This is a genomic window from Nocardia sp. NPDC005978, from assembly GCF_040614455.1.
In the GTDB taxonomy this organism is placed as follows: Bacteria; Actinomycetota; Actinomycetes; order Mycobacteriales; family Mycobacteriaceae; genus Nocardia.
Genome location: NZ_JBEXUS010000071.1, coordinates 23862 through 42539, shown reverse-complemented (window position 1 = coordinate 42539; position 18678 = coordinate 23862). Strand labels below are relative to the sequence as shown.

Genomic DNA, 18678 nt, shown 5'->3' with positions numbered 1-18678 from the left:
AGACGTGGTATATTCGGAGCGGTGTTGGGGGGTGGGGGGGGTGCGAGCCCCGTGGGACCCCCGACGCGACGCCCCCGATCCACTGGATCGGGGCCTTCGCTGTTCTCCGGACTCTCTGGCTTACGGCTGGTAACTCGCGATGTACTCCGTATCCGCGCCCACCACACCGATTCTCGCGGCGCCGCCCGGCGAGCCGAGGGGCTCTGGGCGGCCCGGCAGGGTCTCGGTGAAGAAGCGGGCGTTCTCGGTGATGAAATCGTCTTGGCCGTCGGGCATATCGTCTTCGTAGTAGATGGCTTCCACCGGGCAGGCGGGTTCGCACGCGTTGCAGTCGATGCATTCGTCGGGCTGGATGTAGGCCATGCGGCCGCCGACGTAGATGCAGTCGATGGGGCATTCCTCCACGCAGGCGCGGTCCAGTACGTCGACGCAATCCGCGCCGATGACGAAAGTCATGAAAGCCTCCCTCGAATGAATGCCCCGTCGAGCAGGTCGGGGCACCGTCAACGATGCGCGTGCCGGACCGGGCGCGGTAGCCGCCGAACGGTGCGCACCTCATAAGGGCGGCTTATGGGCCGGGCGGGCGCGGGCGACGGCCTGCCCGCATAATTCAGCCTTATGACCCTGCCCCCGGGAACGCCCGACCTGGAGGTGCTCGACCTGCTCGCCTCGGTCGCCGAACTGGGCAGTCTCGGCGCCGCCGCGCGCCGGCACGGCATCACCCAGCCCGCCGCGAGCATGCGCGTCACCGCGCTGGAACGTCGGCTGCGCCTGCGGTTGCTCGAGCGCGGGCCGACCGGGTCCAGCCTCACCGAACCGGGGCGCGCGGTCGTCGCGTACGCGCGACCGCTGCTGGCGGCGGCGCACACCTTCGCCGCGGGCGTGGCCGCCCTGCGCACCGCCGACCAGCCGAGCCTGCGCATCGCGGCGTCGAAAACCATTGCCGACCACCGCATGTCCCAGTGGCTCACCGCGCTGCGCACCGCGCGGCCGGAGGTGACCGTCGCCCTCGAGGTCGGCAATTCCCGGCAGGTCCAGGACTGGGTGAGCCACGCGCAGGCCGACATCGGCTTCGTCGAGGGCCCGCACGCCCCGGCGGAACTGGTCAGCCGGGTGCTCGGCGGGGACGAACTCGTGGTCGTGGTCGCGCCCGGGCACGGCTGGACACGCCGCAGTTCGGTGACCGTGGCCGAACTGGCCCGCACCGCCCTGCTGTGGCGCGAACCGGGCTCGGGCACGCGCGACACCGTCTGGGAACTGCTCGCGGCCCAGGCCGAACCCGCCCGTCCCGCAGCCGAATTGGGCTCGGCCGCCGCGATCCTGGCCACCGCGCGCAGCGGCCTGGCCCCGGCCATCCTGAGCAGGCTGATCGCCGAACCCGATCTGCGCAGTGGCGCACTGGTCGGCATCCCGGTCGCCGACGCGGCCCTGACCCGCAAATTCCGGGCCGTGTGGCGGCGGCAGGCGCCGCCCGCGGACCCCGCCGACCTGCTGGTTCGCATCGCCGAACAATTCGAGCGAGCGCACGGCGCAGCCTGATTTCCCGCCCGATTCGCTGTGCCAGAATGCGGCATGACCATCAAGATCGACGCACTGGATTCCGCGCTGCTGGCGGAATTGGCGCGCGACCCGCGCACCCCGATCCTGGAATTGGCGTCCCGACTAGGGGTCGCCCGCAATACCGTGCAGGCCCGGATGAAACGGCTGGAATCCAGTGGGGCCGTGCGCGGTTATCCGCCGAATGTGGATCTGCAGGCGCTCGGCTTCGCGGTGCACGCGTACGTGGGCGTCGAACTCGACCAGAACAGAATGGACGCGATCGTCGAAGCGCTGCGGGCGTTTCCGAACGTCCTCGAGGTGCACGCCACCACCGGCCGTGCGGATCTGCTGGTGCGCATAGCCGCCCGGTCGCAACAGGACCTGCTGGCGATCATGCAGCAGGTGCACACCATCGCGGGCGTCAAACACACCGAAACCATGCTGGCCCTGGCCACGCCGATCGAATACCGCGCCCTGCCGCTGGTCGAGCATTCGACCCGGAACCCCGGCCCCGCCTGATGTGATCCGGATCTCTCCGCGCTCGAGCAGAATGCTGCTCCCATTCGAGTGCCGTAGATCACTTTTGAGCAGTCTGATCAGTTTTTCGACCAACTGTTGACACCTGAAACCCTTCCCGGCAAGTTTCGCTGCACCGATTGCTTTACGTACCTTCGTTCGCGGTTCACGACCTGAGCCGTGGGAAGTGTGGTGACAGTTCATGACCAGCGTTGCCTGCCCCTCCTCGCTACCGCGGACCACCGCGCCGTACGAGTTGGCCGACCGCTATCGCTCGGGCTCGGGCCCGGTCCTGCTCACCGGCGTTCAGGCCATCGCCAGACTGCTGGTCGAACAGCACGTGCGCGACATGCGCGCCGGGCGCCGGGTCGCGACCTTCGTCTCCGGCTACCAGGGCAGCCCGCTCGGCGGGGTCGACAAGATGCTGCTGGGCATGCCGACCGTGCTCACCGAGCACGACATCACCTTCGTGCCCGGCTTCAACGAGGAACTGGCCGCCACGGCGGTCTGGGGCAGTCAGGCCGATCTCCCGGCCGGCAATGCGACCCACGACGGGGTCGTCGGGGTCTGGTACGGCAAGGGCCCGGGCGTGGACCGCGCCACCGATGCCATCCGGCACGCGAACATGTACGGGGTCAACGCCCGCGGCGGGGTGCTGCTGCTGGTCGGTGACGATCCGGCCTCGAAATCCTCCACGGTGCCGGCGGTCAGCGAGCGGTCGCTGGCGGCCATGGGCGTGCCGGTGTTGTTCCCGCGCAACGCCGAAGAGATCATCACCATGGGCATGCGGGGGGTCGCGCTGTCGCGGGCCTCGGGCTGCGTGGTGGCCATGAAGATCGTGGCCGATGTCGCGGACGGCGCGTGGACGGTGGACGGCTCGGTGGCCGATCTGACGGTTACGGTGCCCGAAGTGCTGTGGGAGGGAAGGCCTTTCCGGTACCGGCAGCGGCCGATGGCGGCCCCGACCGACAGCGTGCTGGCCGAGGCGGATCTGTACGGTCCGCGCTGGGATGTGGTGCGCGCCTTCGGGGCGGCGAACACCCTCGACGTGATCGAGGTGGATCCGCCCGCCGCGCGGCTCGGGATCGCAGCCACCGGAACCACTTTCGATGCCGTGCGCCAGGCACTGCTCGACCTGGGCGTGGACGAAACCGCCCTGCATCGCGCGGGAATTCGACTGCTGCGCATCGGCATGCCGTATCCACTGGGCGCGCAACACGTCACCGAGTTCGCCCGGGGCCTGGAAGAGATCGTCGTGGTGGAGGACAAGACCGCGTTCATCGAAACCCAGATGCGCGAGATCCTCTACGGCACGGTCGCGCCGCCGCGCATCATCGGCAAGCGGGACGAGCGCGATGCGACGCTGATGCCGTCCGACGGCGAACTGACCCCCGGCCGGTTGCTCGGGCCGCTGCGGCGCGTGCTGCGTGGCCGCGTCGAACTGAAAAAGGCAGCGCCGCCGCCGCTTTCACTGGAGGTGCTCTCCGCCGAACGCAAGCCGTACTTCTGCAGCGGCTGCCCGCACAATCGCTCGACCGCGCTGCCCGAGGGGTCGATCGGCGGCGGCGGGATCGGCTGCCACACCCTGGTCACCATGTCCGGGCGCGGCGACAGCGCGGTCACCGGCCTGACCCAGATGGGCGGCGAGGGCAGCCAGTGGATCGGGCAGGCCCCGTTCACCGATGTGCCGCACCTGTTCCAGAACATCGGCGACGGCACCTTCTTCCACTCCGGGCAGCTGGCGGTGCAGGCGTGCGTGGCGGCGGGGGTGAACATCACCTACAAGGTGCTGTGGAACGAAGTGGTCGCCATGACCGGGGCGCAGGACGTGGAGGGCGGGCTCACCGTCGCGGGCCTGACGCACAAGCTCAGCACCGAGGGCGTACGCCGCATCATCATCTGCGCCGACGAACCCCAGCGGCACAACCGGCGGGCGCTGGCCAAGGGCACGCTGCTGTGGCATCGCGACCGGCTCGACGAGGCGCAGCGGCTGCTGCGCGAGGTCCCCGGCGTCACCGTGATCATCTACGACCAGCACTGCGCCGCCGACGCACGGCGTCAGCGCAAGCGCGGCACCCTGCCCACCCGCGACACCCGCGTGGTGATCAACCAGGCGGTGTGCGAAGGCTGCGGCGACTGCGGGACCAAGTCCAATTGCCTGTCGGTGCAACCGGTCGAAACCGAGTTCGGCGACAAGACCCGCATCGACCAGACCTCCTGCAACACCGACTACAGCTGCCTGGACGGCGACTGCCCGTCCTTCGTCACCGTCGAGGTGACCCCGGACAAGAAGGGCCGCAAGGGTTCCGGCCGCATAACCGCCGAACCGCCCGCCGTCGCGGACCCCGGGCCGGGGGCACCGGCCGGCACGCAGAACGTGCTGCTCGCCGGCATCGGCGGCACCGGCATCGTGACGGTGAACCAGGTTCTGGCCACGGCCGCGCTGCGCGCCGGCTACGAAGTCGAGAGCCTGGACCAGATCGGATTGAGCCAGAAGGCCGGTCCCGTGGTGTCGCACCTGCGGTTCGCGACCGGCCGGCTGGAGCCGTCCAACCGGCTCACCCCCGGCAGCGCGGACTGCGTGCTCGCCATCGATCTGCTGACCGCCGCCGACCGCCGCTACCTCGGGTACGGGAATCCGGCGGGCACCATCGTGGTGGCCTCGACAAGCCTGACACCGACCGGAGACATGGTGTACGACAGGTCGATCGAGCATCCGCCGGTCGCCGAGCTGCTGGATCGACTGGCGACCGTGTCGCGCTCGCTACATCACTTCGACGCGCTGGCGGCCGCCGAGCGGCTGTTCGGGAACACAGCCGCGGCGAACTTCCTGATGGTCGGCGCGGCCGTGCAGACCGGCGGACTGCGCCTGCCCGCCGCGGCCATCGAGGAGGCGATCGGGATCAACGGCGTCGCGGTCGCGGCGAACGTCGCCGCCTTCCGCTGGGGGCGGGCGGCCATCGCGGATCCGGCCGCGTTCGCGGCCGCGGTGGACGCGGCTCGACCGCGGGTCACCACACCGGTCGTGCCCGCGGACCTGCTGGTGGGCACCGATTTCGAGGGCGAGGTCCGCGATCTCGTGGAACGCCGCGCCGCCGAACTGATCGGCTATCAGAACGTGAAGGTCGCCCGCCGCTACCTCGAGACCGTGCAGCTGGCCTGGTCGGCCGAACGCGCGATCACCGACCGCACCGACTTCAGCGCCGCCGTGGCGCGCGGGCTGTTCAAGTTCACCGCGTACAAGGACGAGTACGAAGTTGCGCGCCTGCTCGTGGATCCGGCGTTCCTGGCCGAGGTTCGGGCGCAGGTACCCGGGGGCGAAAAGCTCACGTACAAGCTGCATCCGCCCGTCCTGCGGGCGCTCGGTCGCAAGAAGAAGATCGGGCTCGGCCCGAAATCCCATGTGGCGCTGCGGCTGCTCGCCAAGGGCAGGGCGCTGCGCGGCACGAAACTGGATCCGTTCGGGTACGCCCACGTGCGAAAAGTGGAGCGCGAGCTGCTGTCCCACTACACCGGCATGGTGGGCCGGCTAGCGGCAGAACTGAGCGCCGCCGGCTACGACACCGCCGTCCGGGCCGCCGCGCTGCCCGACGTCGTGCGCGGGTACGAGGACATCAAGCTCGGCAACGTCGAGCTCTACCGCTCCGGACTGCGGGAGCTCGGCATCGACTACTGATCCGGCTCCGGCTCGTCCGGGGTCCGGGTCACCCGGTCGCATGAGGGGCGACCGGGCGATCCGGGCAACGGCGCGAGCCGCCCGTGCGCGCCGGTCATCGGGCGCGGCCCGAATCGACTGCCCTGGGCGCAACGTCGGCGGTGCTCACGCCCCGGTGGAGTGCGCATGGGTGCAGCCGCGAGCAGCAGCTCGACCGAAACACTCTGTACCGCAACGTAAATGAGTAATCCCCCTGCGCGGCGGAACAGGTCGCGCCCACCACCCGGCCATGCCCCGATACACCACCGCCCCGGCCGACCCCGGCCCAGCGCCGCCACCAGCGGCGACCAGCGCCCCGCCCCGTACGGCCCACCAGGCCGCCTCGGGCAGGGCATCCAGAGAGGAAGCACCCGTGACCGCAATGCACACCGACGCAGGGGTTTTCGCCCGCTCGCACGAGCTGAGCCCGCGCAGCCACGAGCAGGTGGTGTTCTGCGAGGACGACCGCACCGGGCTCAAGGCGATCATCGCCATTCATTCCACCGCGCTCGGTCCCGCCCTCGGCGGCACCCGGTTCTACCCGTACGCCGACGAATCCGCCGCGCTGCAGGACGTGCTGCGGCTGTCGTGGGGCATGACGTACAAGGCGGCGGCCGCCGGGGTGAACCTGGGCGGCGGCAAGGCCGTCATCATCGGCGATCCCGCGCTCGCGAAAACCGAAGCGCTGCTGGGCGCATACGCCCGCTTCGTGAACACCCTGGGCGGGCGCTACATCACCGCGGGCGATGTCGGCACGAACACCGGCGATCTCGATGTGATCGGCCGGCACACCGCGCACGTCACCGGCCGCAGTATGGCCGCGGGCGGTTCCGGCGACAGCGCCCGGCTCACCGCGCTCGGGGTCTTCCACTCCATGCGCGCCGGGGCCGAGGCCGTGTGGGGTACGCCCGCGCTGGCCAACCGGACCGTAGGCGTGGAGGGTGCGGGCAAGGTCGGCGGCGAACTCGTCGAACTGCTGCTCGCCGATGGGGCGGAGGTCTGCGTGAGCGACGTGAACGAGGCCGCCCTGCAGCGCATTTCGCAGCGGCACCCGGCCGTCCGGCTGTTGGGCTCGGTCGCCGCCGCTCCGGTGGACATCTACGCGCCGTGCGCCCTGGGCGGCACGCTCACCGAGGACAGTGCCGCGGCGCTGGAGGCGAAACTCGTGTGCGGGGCGGCCAACAACCAGCTCGCCCATCCGGTGGTGGAGCACGCGCTCGGTGAGCGCGGCATCACCTGGGTCCCCGATTTCGTGGCCAACGCCGGGGGGCTGATCCAGGTCGAGGGCGAATTGCGTTCCGCCCCGGCCTCGGTCGTGGAGGCCGACGTCGCCCGCATCTACGACCGCTGCCGCGACATCATCACCGTCGCGCGCGGCGCGGGCATCGGCGCCGGCGCGGCCGCGAACCGGTTCGCCGAGCGCCGCCTGGACGCCATCCCGCGATCGAACTGACCGCGGCGCAAGAAGTTTCGAGGAGGAGACAGCACGTGGCGATCACCAGCGGCATGTTCCGCACGAAATCGGTCGAACAGTCGATCCGGGACACCGACGACCCGGATTCCAAGCTCCGCAAGGACCTGACGGCCCGCGACCTCACCATCTTCGGTGTGGCCGTGGTCATCGGCGCGGGCATCTTCACGCTCACCGCGCGGACGGCGGGCACGGTGGCCGGGCCCGCGGTCTCGCTGGCCTTCGTCTTCGCGGCGATCGCCTGCGGGCTGACGGCGCTGTGCTACGCCGAGTTCGCCTCGACGGTGCCGGTAGCGGGCAGCGCGTACACCTACGCGTACGCCACCTTCGGCGAGGTGATCGCCTGGATCATCGGCTGGGATCTCATCCTGGAATTCGCCCTGGCGGTGTCGGTGGTGGCCAAGGGGTGGTCGCAATACCTCGGCGAGTTGCTCGGTCATCAGGTGACGGTCGAGCTCGGATCGCTGCGGTTCGACTGGGGCGCGGTGGCGATCATCACGATCGTCGGCACGCTGCTGGCCACGGGAACCAAACTGTCGTCCCGGGTTTCGGCGGTGGCGGTCGCGATCAAACTGGGCGTCATCGCGCTGGTGCTGGTGGTCGGCGCGACCTATTTCAAGGCCTCGAATCTCTCGCCCTACATTCCGCCGCCGCAGCCGTCCGAGCATGCCGAGGGCGTGCGGCAGTCGCTGTTCGCCTGGCTCACCGGATCCGGCGGCACGGCGTTCGGCTGGTTCGGGCTGCTGTCCGCGGCAAGCCTGGTGTTCTTCGCCTTCGTCGGCTTCGACGTGGTGGCGACCACCGCCGAGGAGACGCGCAACCCGCAGCGTGACGTGCCGCGCGGGCTGTTCGGTTCACTGGCCATCGTGACCGTGCTCTACGTCGCGGTCTCGCTGATCCTGACCGGCATGGTGTCCTACACCGAGTTGCAGGGCGAGAATGCGACCCTGGCAACGGCTTTCGCGATCCACGGCGACACCTGGGTGAAGAACATCATCTCCATCGGCGCGATCGCGGGCCTGTCCACCGTCGTCATGGTCATGTACCTCGGGCAGACGCGCATCCTGTTCGCCATGTCCCGGGACGGGCTGCTCCCCCGCTCGCTGGCCCGCACCGGCGAACACGGCACCCCGGTCCGGCTGACCGTGCTGGTCGGCGTCGTCTGCGCGCTGCTGGCCGGCTTCGTGGACTTCGGCACGCTCGAGGAAATGGTGAACATCGGCACCCTGGTCGCCTTCGTCATGGTCGCGGTGGGCGTGCCGATCCTGCGCCGCACCCGCCCCGACCTGCCCCGCGGCTTCCGCGTCCCCCTGGTCCCCCTGATCCCGATCCTGGCCGCGATCGCCTGCCTGTGGCTGATGCTCAACCTCTCGATCGAGACCTGGCTGCGGTTCGTGATCTGGATGGCGCTGGGCATGGTGGTCTACTTCGCCTACGGGCGCGGACATTCCATGCTGCGTAGGCAACCGGTCGACCGTGCACCGGCCGAGAACGATCAGCCGGTCGCGGACGGTACGCCGGTGAGCTAGGGGGTCAGCGCCAGGATCTGCGGAACGATCGCGTCCCACTCGTCACGCGGGGGCATCTCGTGGCCGGTCCGGGCCAGGATGTGAAAGCGCGCGCCGGGAATGGCGGCGGCCAGGGCCTTCCCGTGCGCGAGCGGGAACAGCGGGTCCTCGTCGCCGTGCAGGACCAGGGTCGGGGCGGTGACGGTGGCCAGGCGATCGCGCCAGGCCGGGCCGGGGTCCATGAGGAACGGGTTGGTCAGCTGGGCAGCGATATTCGACGCGCGGGCCACGACGCGGGCGGCCTGGGCGCGGCGGGCGGCTTCGTCGAAGGGGCGGCTCGTCGCGGCGAACGGACGCTCGGAGGCAACGAGATAGTCGACCACCGCGGCCTGATCGGACCAGTCGGGCTCGGGCAGCTCGCCACCGAAGAAAGCGGCCAGCTCGGGGGTCATGCCCGGCAGGTCGGTGGCTTCGTGCCCGGGCCCGCCGGGAGTTCCGGAGGAAAGCACCAGCGCCGCAACCCGTTCCGGATGCGCCAGCGCCACCAGCTGCGCCAGCGCCGAGCCACCCGACATCCCGTACAACGTCGCCCGCTCGAGGCCGTAGGCGTCCAGCACCGCGACCGTGTCCGCGATGACGTCGGCCAGCCCGTGCGGCGGCGCACCCACCTCGAAGGTGGAGGACCGGCCCGAATCCCGGGCGTCGTACCGGATTACGAACCGTCCGCCGGCGACCAACCGCTCGATGAACTCCTCGTCCCACGCCAGCATGGAGTCCCCCGCCCCGTGCAGCAGCACGATGGCCGGGTCCCCCGCGTCCCCGAAAGCCTCCGTGCTCAACACGATTCCCGAGTTCTCGACGTTCCGCTCGACACCGACCACCGCACTGCCCTCCATCTCCGTTACGTGTGCCGCGAATCCTCCCAGGGGTCTACGACAGAAATCCCCGCCGCTCGGGCGCGCCTGTTGCTCTGGACCCGATGACTTCGCGAGGCTGGCGGGGTGCGGCTCATTGATATGTCGGTTCCCCTGCGCAGTGGCATGCCCGTTTATCCCGGGGACCCGGAGGTGGTGATCGAGGCGGCGTTGACGGTGGCGGGGGCCGGGGTCAACGTGCTGGGGGTGCATATGGGGTCGCAGAGCGGGACCCATGTCGACGCGCCCCGGCATATCGACGACGGGCTGCCCGCCCTGGACGAGGTGCCGTTGGAACGGTTCGCGGGGGCGGTGGTGGTTATCGACGCGCGCGAGTTCGGGGCGCGGGCGGCCATCGGGGCGGAGGTGTTCGCAGGGCGGGTCGCGGCGGGGCAGATCGTGCTGATCTGTACCGGGTGGTCCCGGTTCTGGGGGACGGACGAGTATCTCGCGCATCCGTTTCTCAGCGTGCGGGCGGCGCGGTATCTGGTCGACGCCGGAATCCGGACCGTCGGGATCGACGCGCTCAGCGTGGACCCGACCCCGGCACACGACATTCCCGCGCACCTGGCGCTGTGCCGGGCACACGCGGTGATCGCCGAGAACCTCACGAACCTCGCGGAGGTGCTGGCGGCGCAGGAGGCCGGAGACACGGTCGAAGCGTCACTGTTTCCGCTGCATATCCCGGGTGCGGACGGCGCTCCGGTACGCGCGGTGGCCCGGATTCACCCCGCGGCGAGGGTTCGGGCATAACGCTTCGCTGTGACGGATGTGGCACTGTATCGGAATTTGTGGCGCGGAACACTCGATCTTCGTAAACTGCTGGGCGACACACGGGCGGCGTCGGGGCCCCCGTTTACCAATGCTCGACCAGAGAGATCCACCACGTGAATCGTTCCGCCGTCTCCACATTGCTAGCCACCGCGGCCATCATGGTCGCGGCCCCCGCCGCCAGCGCGGATATCGTCCTCTCCGAGGTGCCGAACTCGGTCGCCGAAAAGAAGAAGAACGACGATCCCATGCAGACGATCGCCCCGGGTTCCGGCGGCTCGTCCGACGACATCAACACCGGCACCTCGGGTGGCCTGGCCACCACCGGTTCCACCGGCACCGGCTCGTTCGGCCTGCCCAACCTCGACAAGCTGCTCTTCGGCCCGTTCGAGAAGCTCTGCTCGGTGACCGGCAGCGCGTGGACACTGCTCGGCGAAACCAGCTTCGGCTGCGGCAGCCTCGACAAGGAGCCGGGCGCGCCGTTCTGACCCGATCCCCGACGGCTTCCACCGCACCTCGAGCATGCAGCAGGGGCGCCGACTTCGGTCGGCGCCCCTGCTTGCTGTCTTCGGGTCAGCGGTTGTCGTCGGCGTTGCCGGCCTTCCACTGCGCCCACGGGATGTTCCAGTCACCCAGGCCGTCCACGCCCGAGAGCGTCCCGCCCACGGTGTTCTTGACAATGGTGATGTCGCCGCGCTTGGCGTTGTCGTACACCCAGCGCGCGTTCTCCGGGCTCAGGTTCAGGCAGCCGTGGCTGGTGTTCGACGAACCCTGCGCCCCAACCGACCACGGCGCGGAGTGGAAGAAGATGCCGGAGTAGGAGATTCGGGTCGCCCAGTCCACCGGCGTCTTGTACCCGTCGGGCGAGTTCACCGCTACGCCGTAGGTCGAGGAATCCATGATGATCTTGTCGTGCCGGTCGGCGACGATGTAGATCCCGTTGTCGGTGGGCGTGCTGTTCTTGCCCATCGAGGTCGGCATGGTCCGCACGACCTGGCCGTTCTTCTCGACCGTCACCTGCTTGGTGTCGTCGTCGGCGGTGAAGACCGTGGCGTCGCCGATGGTGAAGCTGGAGTTGATGTCGGTGTCGCCCACCAGGCCGTTGCCCAGGTCGCGGCCGTACACCTGCACGGCCACATCGACTTTGGTGCCCGGGGCCCAGAAATGCTCTGGCCGCCAACGGACTTCGCGATTGTTCACCCAGTAGAACGCGCCCTCGACCGCGGGGGTTGTCGTGATCTTGATGGCGGCCTGGGCGGCCTTGCGGTCCGGGATGTTCTCGTCGAACTGGATGGCGACCGGCTGGCCGATGCCGACCACTTCGTTCTCACCGGGCAGCAGGTAGGGGTGGGTGCGATTGTTCGGGGAGATGGTGGCGAAGCTCAGCGAGGTGCTGCTCGCACCGCCCAGGCCGATGGCTTCGACCTTGAGGGTGTAGGTGCGCGCGAAGCCCAGCTGTTCGGTCAGCTTCCAGGAGCGGCCGTCCGCGGCCATCTCACCGGCGACCGCGCGGCCCTCGGGGTTGGTCAGCGCGACCGAACTGAGCTTGCCGTCCTCGACCTTGAGCACCAGCGGGTCGGCGGGCGAGAAGCCCTTCTGCCCGTCCTTGACCGGCGCGATCAGCTTCGGCTTGACGAGTTCACTGATGGGGTTGGAATCGATTGCGACCGAAGAGGAATCGGATGTGCTCGACGAACAGCCCACCAGGGCGAGGGCGAGCACGGACAGCACCGCTGTCGAGCCCAGCCACGTCGAACGGCGCCGGCTCGACCGGAGCCGACCCTGACCAATACTCATTGCAACCCCACTTCACGTCTCGGTGCGCAGCTGGACACCGAGGATTCGGCCCCGACCACACGTGTTCGACCCACCACGCCCGCGGGGTTTCGGTCGAGATCACGCCTGCAAGTCATTCTGCCAGGCACCACCGACCTGACAAACGACAACGCGTCCCACCCCCTCGGGGTTCAACCGGTTCATCACCTGGAGGCCGCACTTCGTTAACACCGTTCGACGAGATCTTCGAACCACGCAAAAACCCCCAACAACCAGGCGATTTCATGTTTGGCGGCATCGCCTGTTAATGTTTCTACCGCACCGCAGAGAGGCCAACACCGAGAGGGACAGGCCACGAAGCACAGGGCATGCGCCATTAGCTCAATTGGCAGAGCAGCTGACTCTTAATCAGCGGGTTCGGGGTTCAAGTCCCTGATGGCGCACTTCAGAAGGCCTCCGGCTACCAGCCGGGGGCCTTCTTCTTTTGTTGCCGAATCGATGCCGGCCCATTCCCCTCCCGGCGGGTCGTCAAGATACCCCCGATCCCGCCCGCCACTCCGAACGTGAGCAGAACCACACCCGATCACTTTCCGAATCACCCACTCCGCCACCCCATCCCAAGCGAATCGCAGCCGCAGGGCACCGAATTTCCGGACGGGACCTATTCCGGGCCGAGGGTGGTGTGGGTCAGGGTCTCGGAGATCGTCCAGATCCGGGTGGCGTCGGCGGGGGCGCGGAGGCGGGTGTAGAGCTTTTGTTCGGCGGGTGGGCCGCCGAGGTGGCCCGGGCCGCTCGGGCCGTAGAACAGGCCGGGGCGGGCGGCGGGGGACGTCGCGGCGTAGAGGGCGGGGAGCTGGGCCGACTCGACCGTGCCGAGGAGGATGCCGCGGGCCGAGAGGAAGCGGATCACGCGGACGCCCAGGGTGTCCCGGGCGCGGCCGACCTCGGGGCGGGCCGCCAGGAGGTTGGTGGGTGCCACGCCGGGGTGGGAGAGATTGCTGGTGATGCCCCAGTCGCCGGCCTCGCTGCGGCGTTGGAGTTCCAGGGCGAACAGGCCCAGGGCGATCTTGGATTGGGAGTAGGCGTGCGAGCCGGTGTAGGAACGCTCCCAGTTCAGATCGTCCCAGTTGATGGCGTTGCTGTTCGCGGAGACGCTGATCTGCGAGGTCACCCGGGCCCGGCCCGCCCGCAGCAGGGGTAGCAGGTGCGACACCAGGGCGAAGTGGCCGAGGTGGTTGGTGCCGAATTGCAGTTCGAAACCGTCGGCCGTGGTCTGGCGTTCGGGCGGTGTCATCACGCCGGCGTTGTTGATCAGCAGGTGAATCGGCGCGCCCTCCGCGCGCAGGGTCGCGCCGAGCGCGGCCACCGAGTCGAGCGAGGACAGGTCCAGCTCGCGCAGGGACACCCGCGCGTCCGGCGTCCGCTCCCGGATGCTCGCGAGCGCCGCCTCGCCCTTGCGCGGATTGCGCACCGGCAGCAGCACTTCCGCACCCGCGGCGGCCAGGCGGGCCGCGATCCCGAGGCCGATGCCGTCGCTCGCCCCGGTGACTACGGCGCGCCTGCCGGACAGATCGGGGACGTCGATGTCGATGACCTTGCCTGCCATGTGCACTCTCCCAATGGTGTCGCCGACTCCACGGAAACGCTGTCGCGTGACGCTACCCCCGGGCTCCGGCCCAGACCGGGAACCGCAGATTTCCGACATTTCGGGTGGCCCGATCGTGATCTCCCGGCGCGGCGAGCCGCCCTGTCCGGTTCGGCGTGATTGTTAGCGTCGCCGGGTGGACCCCAACCAGCAGTGGTCGCCGGAACCCACCGTGCCGCCCGCGGACTCCGCCGCTCAGGCCACGGATTCCGGCGCGCAGACCGCGGACTCCGCCGTCTCGCCGCGGGCCGCGCGCTGGATCGGGCTGGGATGCGTCGCCGCGCTGATCGCCGCGGTGGCCGCGCTGGGCGTGCTCGCGCTCGGGCAGTGGCGGGACACCCGGGACACCGGCACGGCGGACCGGATCAGCAGCGCCGCCGCGGGTATGAGCTTCGTCGCCCCGGCGGGCTGGGAGGAGATCCCCCCGCAGGACGGCGAACTCGTCTTCGGTCAGTCCGCACTGCGCCGGACCGACGGCGCCGACGGCATGGTGCTGCTGGGCCGGTTGGACCAATCCCTGTTCGCCGCGGCCGAATCCGATGACGCCCGCGCGGCCTGCTCGCTCGGCGGCGGCATGGGCGAGTTCTTCTTTCCCGATTCCGGGCAGCGGATCGACGAGTCGAGCCACGACCTGACGGGCCGGGGCACCACCGGCAAATCCTGCTTCTACCGGGTCGATTTCGACGACTCCGGCGCCACGACCGCCGAGGTCTACACCGCGGTGGTCCGCTCGGGCGAGCAGCGCTGGTGGCTCACCTGGCTCAGCGACACCGACTCCCCCATCGACCAGGCCGCGGCCGCCCGGCTGGCCGAATCAATTCGGCCCCTGTAGCACCGGACCGGCCGGCAGCAGAGTTCGAGGCCGTTCACTCGAGAGCTCGGCCCGGAAACGCCCGCCCGTCGGCCGAACCCGCAGACCCGGCTCGGAAAGCCCCTCACGTCAGCCCAGTTCGAGACTGGTCGCCCCGAACACCCGATCCTGCCGATGCGCCCGCACCGGCCCGGTGTACATGCGCGCGGTATCGAAACTCGGTGTCAGCCCGGCAGACTCGGCCAACTCCACGGCCACCGCGTTGGTCAGCGGCACGTCGATCGCCAGCGGCCGGCCCGCGGCGAACTCACCGAGCCCGGCGAGCAGCTGCCCGGCCGCCTCGGCCGAATCGGCGAACAGCGGCCCCACCCGCAGGGAATCCCGTGCGGGACGGACGGTTCCGAAGCCGGTCAGCACCCCGCTTTGCTCGCGGACAACGGTGTGATGACCGGGCTCGGCGAGCCAGGCGCCGAGAAAACGCGGCCGGTCGGCGGGCATGCAGCCGGAGTCGTAGCGGTGCAGGGCGGCGGTGTCGGCGGCCGTGGCCGTGCGCACCGTGCCGTCGGCGCCGGGCAGGCGCGGTACGCCGACGAATCGCGCGCTGCGATAGGCGAGTTCGAAGCCGCTGCGGCGATAGTCCCCCTGCCGGTCCGGCACGCCGTCGAGCCCGATGGTGCGCGATCCGGCGTGCGCGATACCGGCCTTCCAGGTCGCCAGCCCCAGCCCGGTCCCCCGCCAGCGCGGGCGCACCAGATAGAACCCCAGGAAGGCGTAGTCGGTGCCGTAGTTGACCACCGACACCGCCGACACCGGCTCGCCGTCGATGCGGCCCAGGAAGAAGCCCTCGGGATCCTGGGCGAAGAAGGCGGTGATGTCACGTTCGCCCGGATTCCAGCCCTCATCCGCCGCCCATTCGCGGACCACGGCCCAATCCGCGGCGGTCGCCGTCCCGATGGTCAGTACGTCAGCGGCACCCGTCGCATCTGGCATCCTCCAACGGTAACCGCGGACCGGGCGCCCGCGGCCGGAGTTGCCGCAGATCGGTGTCACCCCGCTGGACTAGGCTTGCCCCCGATCCCCAACCCTGTGAGCAGCCCATGAACGACTTCGCCCATTCCGATTCCGCGTCGAGCAGCCGTATGGACAAGGCCCGGCGACTGGCGGCCTACACCTGGCACCGCGACATCTCCGGAGCGGAACTGCTCGCCATGCCCATGCCCGAACGCCGCAAACTCGCGCGCGCGGCCGAGGCGAATCCGCCGAGTACCGACGAGACCTGGCAGGTGGTGGCCCGCCTGCTCACCGAGAAGGATTCCTGGGCGGCCCGCAATCCCGGGCATCCGGCGGCTCGGCGGGAACAGGCCGACGAGAAGATTCTCTGGGTGAAACCGCCCGTCACACCGTGGCTCAGCTAGCCGCACCCTTGACAGCAAGAAATGAACGGGGGTTCACTGCTTGAGTGTCACCCGACTTCGAGAACCACGCGGGAACCCGCCCCGCCGCCTGGCGCGATGAGCTGACCGGCGGCGACGCCTCGCTCTTCGCCGATCGCCCCGAACCCGGCGGCGAATTCGCCGGCCGCACTCTCACCTACGAGGTGACCGGCCGCATCGCCCGCATCACCTTCAACCGGCCCGAACGCGGCAACGCCATCACCGCGGACACCCCGATCGAACTGGCGACCGCCGTCGAACGAGCCGATCTCGATCCGCGCGTGCACGTCATCGTGGTGAGCGGGCGCGGCAAGGGCTTCTGCGGCGGCTACGACCTGTCGATCTTCGCCGAGAACGGCATGGAACCCGCACCGGGCGCGCAGCCCACCGAGGGCACCGTCCTGGACCCGGTGGTCCAGGCCCGCAATCACAATCCGTGGGGCACTTGGGATCCCATGGTGGACTACGCCATGATGTCGCGCTTCAACCGCGGCTTCGCCAGCCTGCTGCACGCGAACAAGCCGACCGTGGCCAAGGTGCACGGGTTCGCCATCGCCGGCGGCACCGACATCGCGCTGTACGCCGATCAGATCATCTGCGCCGCGGATGCCCGGTTCGGCTATCCGCCCACCCGGACCTGGGGCATTCCGGCCGCGGGCATGTGGGCGCACCGGGTCGGTGATCAGCGCGCCAAACGCCTGCTGTTCACCGGCGACAGCCTCAGCGGCGCGCAGGCCGCGGAGTGGGGCCTGGCCATCGAGGCCCCCGCCCCGGACGAGCTCGACGAGCGCACCGAGGATCTGCTGCACCGCATCTCACAGGTGCCGATCAATCAGCTGATCATGGCGAAGCTGGCGCTCAACAGCGCGCTGCTGAATCAGGGCGTGCTCAACTCCGGCATGATCAGCACCGTGTTCGACGGGATCTCCCGGCACACCAGGGAGGGCTACGCCTTCCAATTGCGCTCGGCCACCGCCGGTTTCCGCGAGGCCGTCCGCGAGCGCGACGAGCCGTTCGGCGACTGGAAGCGCGCGCAGTTCGACCGCCCGCGGGACGAGAGCTAGCCCAGGTCGGTGCGCTCGGCCTCGGCGACCACCCGGTCCGCGAGCGAGCGCAGCGCGGCGGCCTCGCCCGCGTCCAGCCCGTCGATGAACAGCCGCCGCACCAATTCCACGTGATTGGGCGCGGCGGCCTCGAGCGCCCGGCGCCCGGCCTCGGTCAGGCGCACCTCGCGCCCGCGGGCGTCGTCGACCGCCTGACAGCGATCGATGAGCCCGCGCGCGGCCATACGGGACAGATGCTTGGAGAGCCTGCTCTTGTCCCAGCAGATCTCCGCGCCCAGATCCTTGGCGCGCAGCTGCCCGCTCGCGGCGGACAACGCCACGAGCACCTCGTAGTCGGAGGTGGACAGGCCGTCGCGGGTCAGCCCGGCGGCGATCGCGGCATCCATGCGCTGCCGCAGCCGGATATAGGATTGCCAGGTTGCCTGTTCTTCGTCGCTCAGCCAGCGGACCATGCTTTTCATCCTATCCCGCACTAGTTGACATGGACACTAAAGTCGGTGTATCGGCGCGCACACACCCGCGGCGCCGAACGTGTCGTAAAGTACGGGCAATTCGTCCGAGACGCGCGGCCGGAGATCATTACCCGCAGTAGCGATTTCCGGAGCGAACGGACGGGACCCCTTCCCGCGGAACACCTTCGCGGGGTCGTCGGTCCGTAGCCTTTTACCTGGATGAATAGCTCATCCGGTTGACAATGCAACGGTCCGCAGAAACAGTAGACGCCGGACCCGTACCGGCCACCGTGCCGCAACCCTGCGGCAGCGGTGGCAATCCGCGCCGAATCGGGCCTATACCAACCTATTGCGCCGACATTGAGGAATACATGAACGTTCGCCGGCTTCTCGTCACCGCCAGCGTCGCGGGACTGACGACCTTCGCAGCCCAGGGGGTTGCCTTCGCCGATGTGCCCACGGGTTCCTCCGGCACCGGGTCGTCCACCATCGATACCGGCTCGGGCGCCACCGGTTCGGCCAATCTGGCCCAGACCGGTTCCGCCGGAGGCTCGTACAAGAACTGCGACGAGGCCCGCCACGCCGGCCACGCCCCGCTCTTCCGCGGCGAGCCCGGCTACGGACCGCACCTGGACCCGGACGGCGACGGATTCGCCTGCCCGACGGTCTGATCGAGCTCGGACAACGAGAAACCCCCGGTGCCGTCGGCATCGGGGGTTTCTCTTGCGTCCGGTTTCGCTACACCGGGCTCAGCGGAAGATCTTGACCAGCACCAGCGTCACGACCAGCGCACCCGCGCCGATGAGGCTGTACTTGATCTTGGGCTCGTTCACCTTCGCGATCAGCGCGTGCTTGGTGTTGTCGGCCAACCGCTGCGGATCGGCCCGCACCGCGAGTTCGTCGAGGGTGTTCGCGAGCCGGCTCCGCGCGGCCTCGATCTCCCGCTCGATCGCCTCGGTATCTCTCGCCACGTCACACTCCTGTCTGAAAGCCGCGCTCAGCGGCACTGTCGTCTCGAGGCCCCGCGCGCTGCCGGACTGCGGCTGCGCGCCCGCTTACGAGCGGTGCTGTGGAGTGTATCGCT

The 18678-nt window shown here is 69.6% G+C and carries 18 protein-coding genes and 1 tRNA gene; 12 read left to right on the top strand and 7 right to left on the bottom strand.

The genetic code is table 11. The annotated features are described in order from the left end of the window. Positions 1 to 120: 120 nt before the first annotated feature. Positions 121 to 456, bottom strand: a complete 336-nt coding sequence (gene fdxA, locus ABZ319_RS27235) for a ferredoxin (protein WP_354989335.1) — start codon at positions 454 to 456, stop codon at positions 121 to 123. A gap of 162 nt (positions 457 to 618) precedes the next feature. On the opposite strand from fdxA, the gene ABZ319_RS27230 reads away from it, so the two are divergent. The 5 genes from ABZ319_RS27230 (at position 619) to ABZ319_RS27210 (ending at position 8749) form a co-directional block, all read left to right on the top strand. Next, entirely contained in the window at positions 619 to 1539 is a 921-nt protein-coding gene (locus ABZ319_RS27230) for a LysR family transcriptional regulator (RefSeq protein ID WP_354989334.1), read from the top strand. Between the two features lie 33 nt (positions 1540 to 1572). Beyond that, the gene (locus ABZ319_RS27225; RefSeq protein ID WP_354989333.1) at positions 1573 to 2058 is read left to right on the top strand and encodes an Lrp/AsnC family transcriptional regulator; all 486 of its coding nucleotides are present in this window, start codon (positions 1573 to 1575) and stop codon (positions 2056 to 2058) included. A 199-nt stretch (positions 2059 to 2257) separates the two neighbouring features. After that, complete coding sequence (locus tag ABZ319_RS27220; protein ID WP_354989332.1) at positions 2258 to 5731, top strand: indolepyruvate ferredoxin oxidoreductase family protein; 3474 nt, start codon at positions 2258 to 2260, stop codon at positions 5729 to 5731. Between the two features lie 400 nt (positions 5732 to 6131). After that, on the top strand, positions 6132 to 7202 hold the full coding sequence (locus ABZ319_RS27215) for a Glu/Leu/Phe/Val dehydrogenase dimerization domain-containing protein (protein WP_354989338.1): 1071 nt from the start codon (positions 6132 to 6134) through the stop codon (positions 7200 to 7202). Positions 7203 to 7255: 53 nt separating this feature from the next. Beyond that, the gene (locus ABZ319_RS27210; protein ID WP_354989337.1) at positions 7256 to 8749 is read left to right on the top strand and encodes an amino acid permease; all 1494 of its coding nucleotides are present in this window, start codon (positions 7256 to 7258) and stop codon (positions 8747 to 8749) included. On the opposite strand, the gene ABZ319_RS27205 is transcribed toward ABZ319_RS27210, so the two are convergent. After that, positions 8746 to 9624: an alpha/beta hydrolase gene (locus ABZ319_RS27205; protein WP_354989331.1), complete on the bottom strand. Its 879-nt coding sequence runs from the start codon at positions 9622 to 9624 to the stop codon at positions 8746 to 8748. The genes ABZ319_RS27210 and ABZ319_RS27205 overlap by 4 nt on opposite strands. Before the next feature lie 120 nt (positions 9625 to 9744). Between ABZ319_RS27205 and ABZ319_RS27200 the strand changes: the two genes are divergently transcribed. After that, positions 9745 to 10395 carry a cyclase family protein gene (locus ABZ319_RS27200; protein ID WP_354989336.1) on the top strand — a complete coding sequence of 217 codons (651 nt, stop codon included), beginning with the start codon at positions 9745 to 9747 and terminating at the stop codon, positions 10393 to 10395. A 134-nt stretch (positions 10396 to 10529) separates the two neighbouring features. Further along, entirely contained in the window at positions 10530 to 10901 is a 372-nt protein-coding gene (locus ABZ319_RS27195; RefSeq protein ID WP_354989330.1) for a hypothetical protein, read from the top strand. An 85-nt stretch (positions 10902 to 10986) separates the two neighbouring features. On the opposite strand, the gene ABZ319_RS27190 is transcribed toward ABZ319_RS27195, so the two are convergent. Beyond that, positions 10987 to 12210, bottom strand: coding sequence for an Ig-like domain-containing protein (locus ABZ319_RS27190; RefSeq protein ID WP_354989329.1), 1224 nt, complete (start codon positions 12208 to 12210; stop codon positions 10987 to 10989). Between the two features lie 349 nt (positions 12211 to 12559). Between ABZ319_RS27190 and ABZ319_RS27185 the strand changes: the two genes are divergently transcribed. Next, a tRNA-Lys gene (locus ABZ319_RS27185) sits at positions 12560 to 12632 on the top strand. Between the two features lie 218 nt (positions 12633 to 12850). Here the strand turns inward: ABZ319_RS27185 and ABZ319_RS27180 are convergent. Beyond that, the gene (locus ABZ319_RS27180; protein ID WP_354989328.1) at positions 12851 to 13795 is read right to left on the bottom strand and encodes an SDR family oxidoreductase; all 945 of its coding nucleotides are present in this window, start codon (positions 13793 to 13795) and stop codon (positions 12851 to 12853) included. Positions 13796 to 13970: 175 nt separating this feature from the next. On the opposite strand from ABZ319_RS27180, the gene ABZ319_RS27175 reads away from it, so the two are divergent. Then, on the top strand, positions 13971 to 14666 hold the full coding sequence (locus tag ABZ319_RS27175; RefSeq protein ID WP_354989327.1) for an APA family fibronectin-binding glycoprotein: 696 nt from the start codon (positions 13971 to 13973) through the stop codon (positions 14664 to 14666). 108 nt (positions 14667 to 14774) lie between these two features. On the opposite strand, the gene ABZ319_RS27170 is transcribed toward ABZ319_RS27175, so the two are convergent. Continuing rightward, a complete protein-coding gene (locus tag ABZ319_RS27170; RefSeq protein WP_354989326.1) occupies positions 14775 to 15635 on the bottom strand; it encodes a GNAT family N-acetyltransferase in 861 nt (286 codons plus the stop codon). 107 nt (positions 15636 to 15742) lie between these two features. Between ABZ319_RS27170 and ABZ319_RS27165 the strand changes: the two genes are divergently transcribed. Both ABZ319_RS27165 and ABZ319_RS27160 read left to right on the top strand, forming a co-directional pair. Beyond that, positions 15743 to 16060, top strand: coding sequence for a hypothetical protein (locus ABZ319_RS27165; protein WP_354989325.1), 318 nt, complete (start codon positions 15743 to 15745; stop codon positions 16058 to 16060). A gap of 44 nt (positions 16061 to 16104) precedes the next feature. Then, a complete protein-coding gene (locus ABZ319_RS27160; protein WP_354989324.1) occupies positions 16105 to 17142 on the top strand; it encodes a crotonase/enoyl-CoA hydratase family protein in 1038 nt (345 codons plus the stop codon). Here the strand turns inward: ABZ319_RS27160 and ABZ319_RS27155 are convergent. Beyond that, the gene (locus ABZ319_RS27155; protein ID WP_354989323.1) at positions 17139 to 17594 is read right to left on the bottom strand and encodes a MarR family winged helix-turn-helix transcriptional regulator; all 456 of its coding nucleotides are present in this window, start codon (positions 17592 to 17594) and stop codon (positions 17139 to 17141) included. The two genes, ABZ319_RS27160 and ABZ319_RS27155, sit on opposite strands and share 4 nt — an antisense overlap. A gap of 371 nt (positions 17595 to 17965) precedes the next feature. Here ABZ319_RS27155 and ABZ319_RS27150 point away from each other — a divergent pair, with 371 nt between their 5' ends. Next, entirely contained in the window at positions 17966 to 18265 is a 300-nt protein-coding gene (locus ABZ319_RS27150; protein WP_354989322.1) for an excalibur calcium-binding domain-containing protein, read from the top strand. Between the two features lie 78 nt (positions 18266 to 18343). Here the strand turns inward: ABZ319_RS27150 and ABZ319_RS27145 are convergent, their stop codons facing one another. Beyond that, on the bottom strand, positions 18344 to 18565 hold the full coding sequence (locus tag ABZ319_RS27145; RefSeq protein ID WP_354989321.1) for a DUF3618 domain-containing protein: 222 nt from the start codon (positions 18563 to 18565) through the stop codon (positions 18344 to 18346). Between the last annotated feature and the right edge of the window lie 113 nt (positions 18566 to 18678).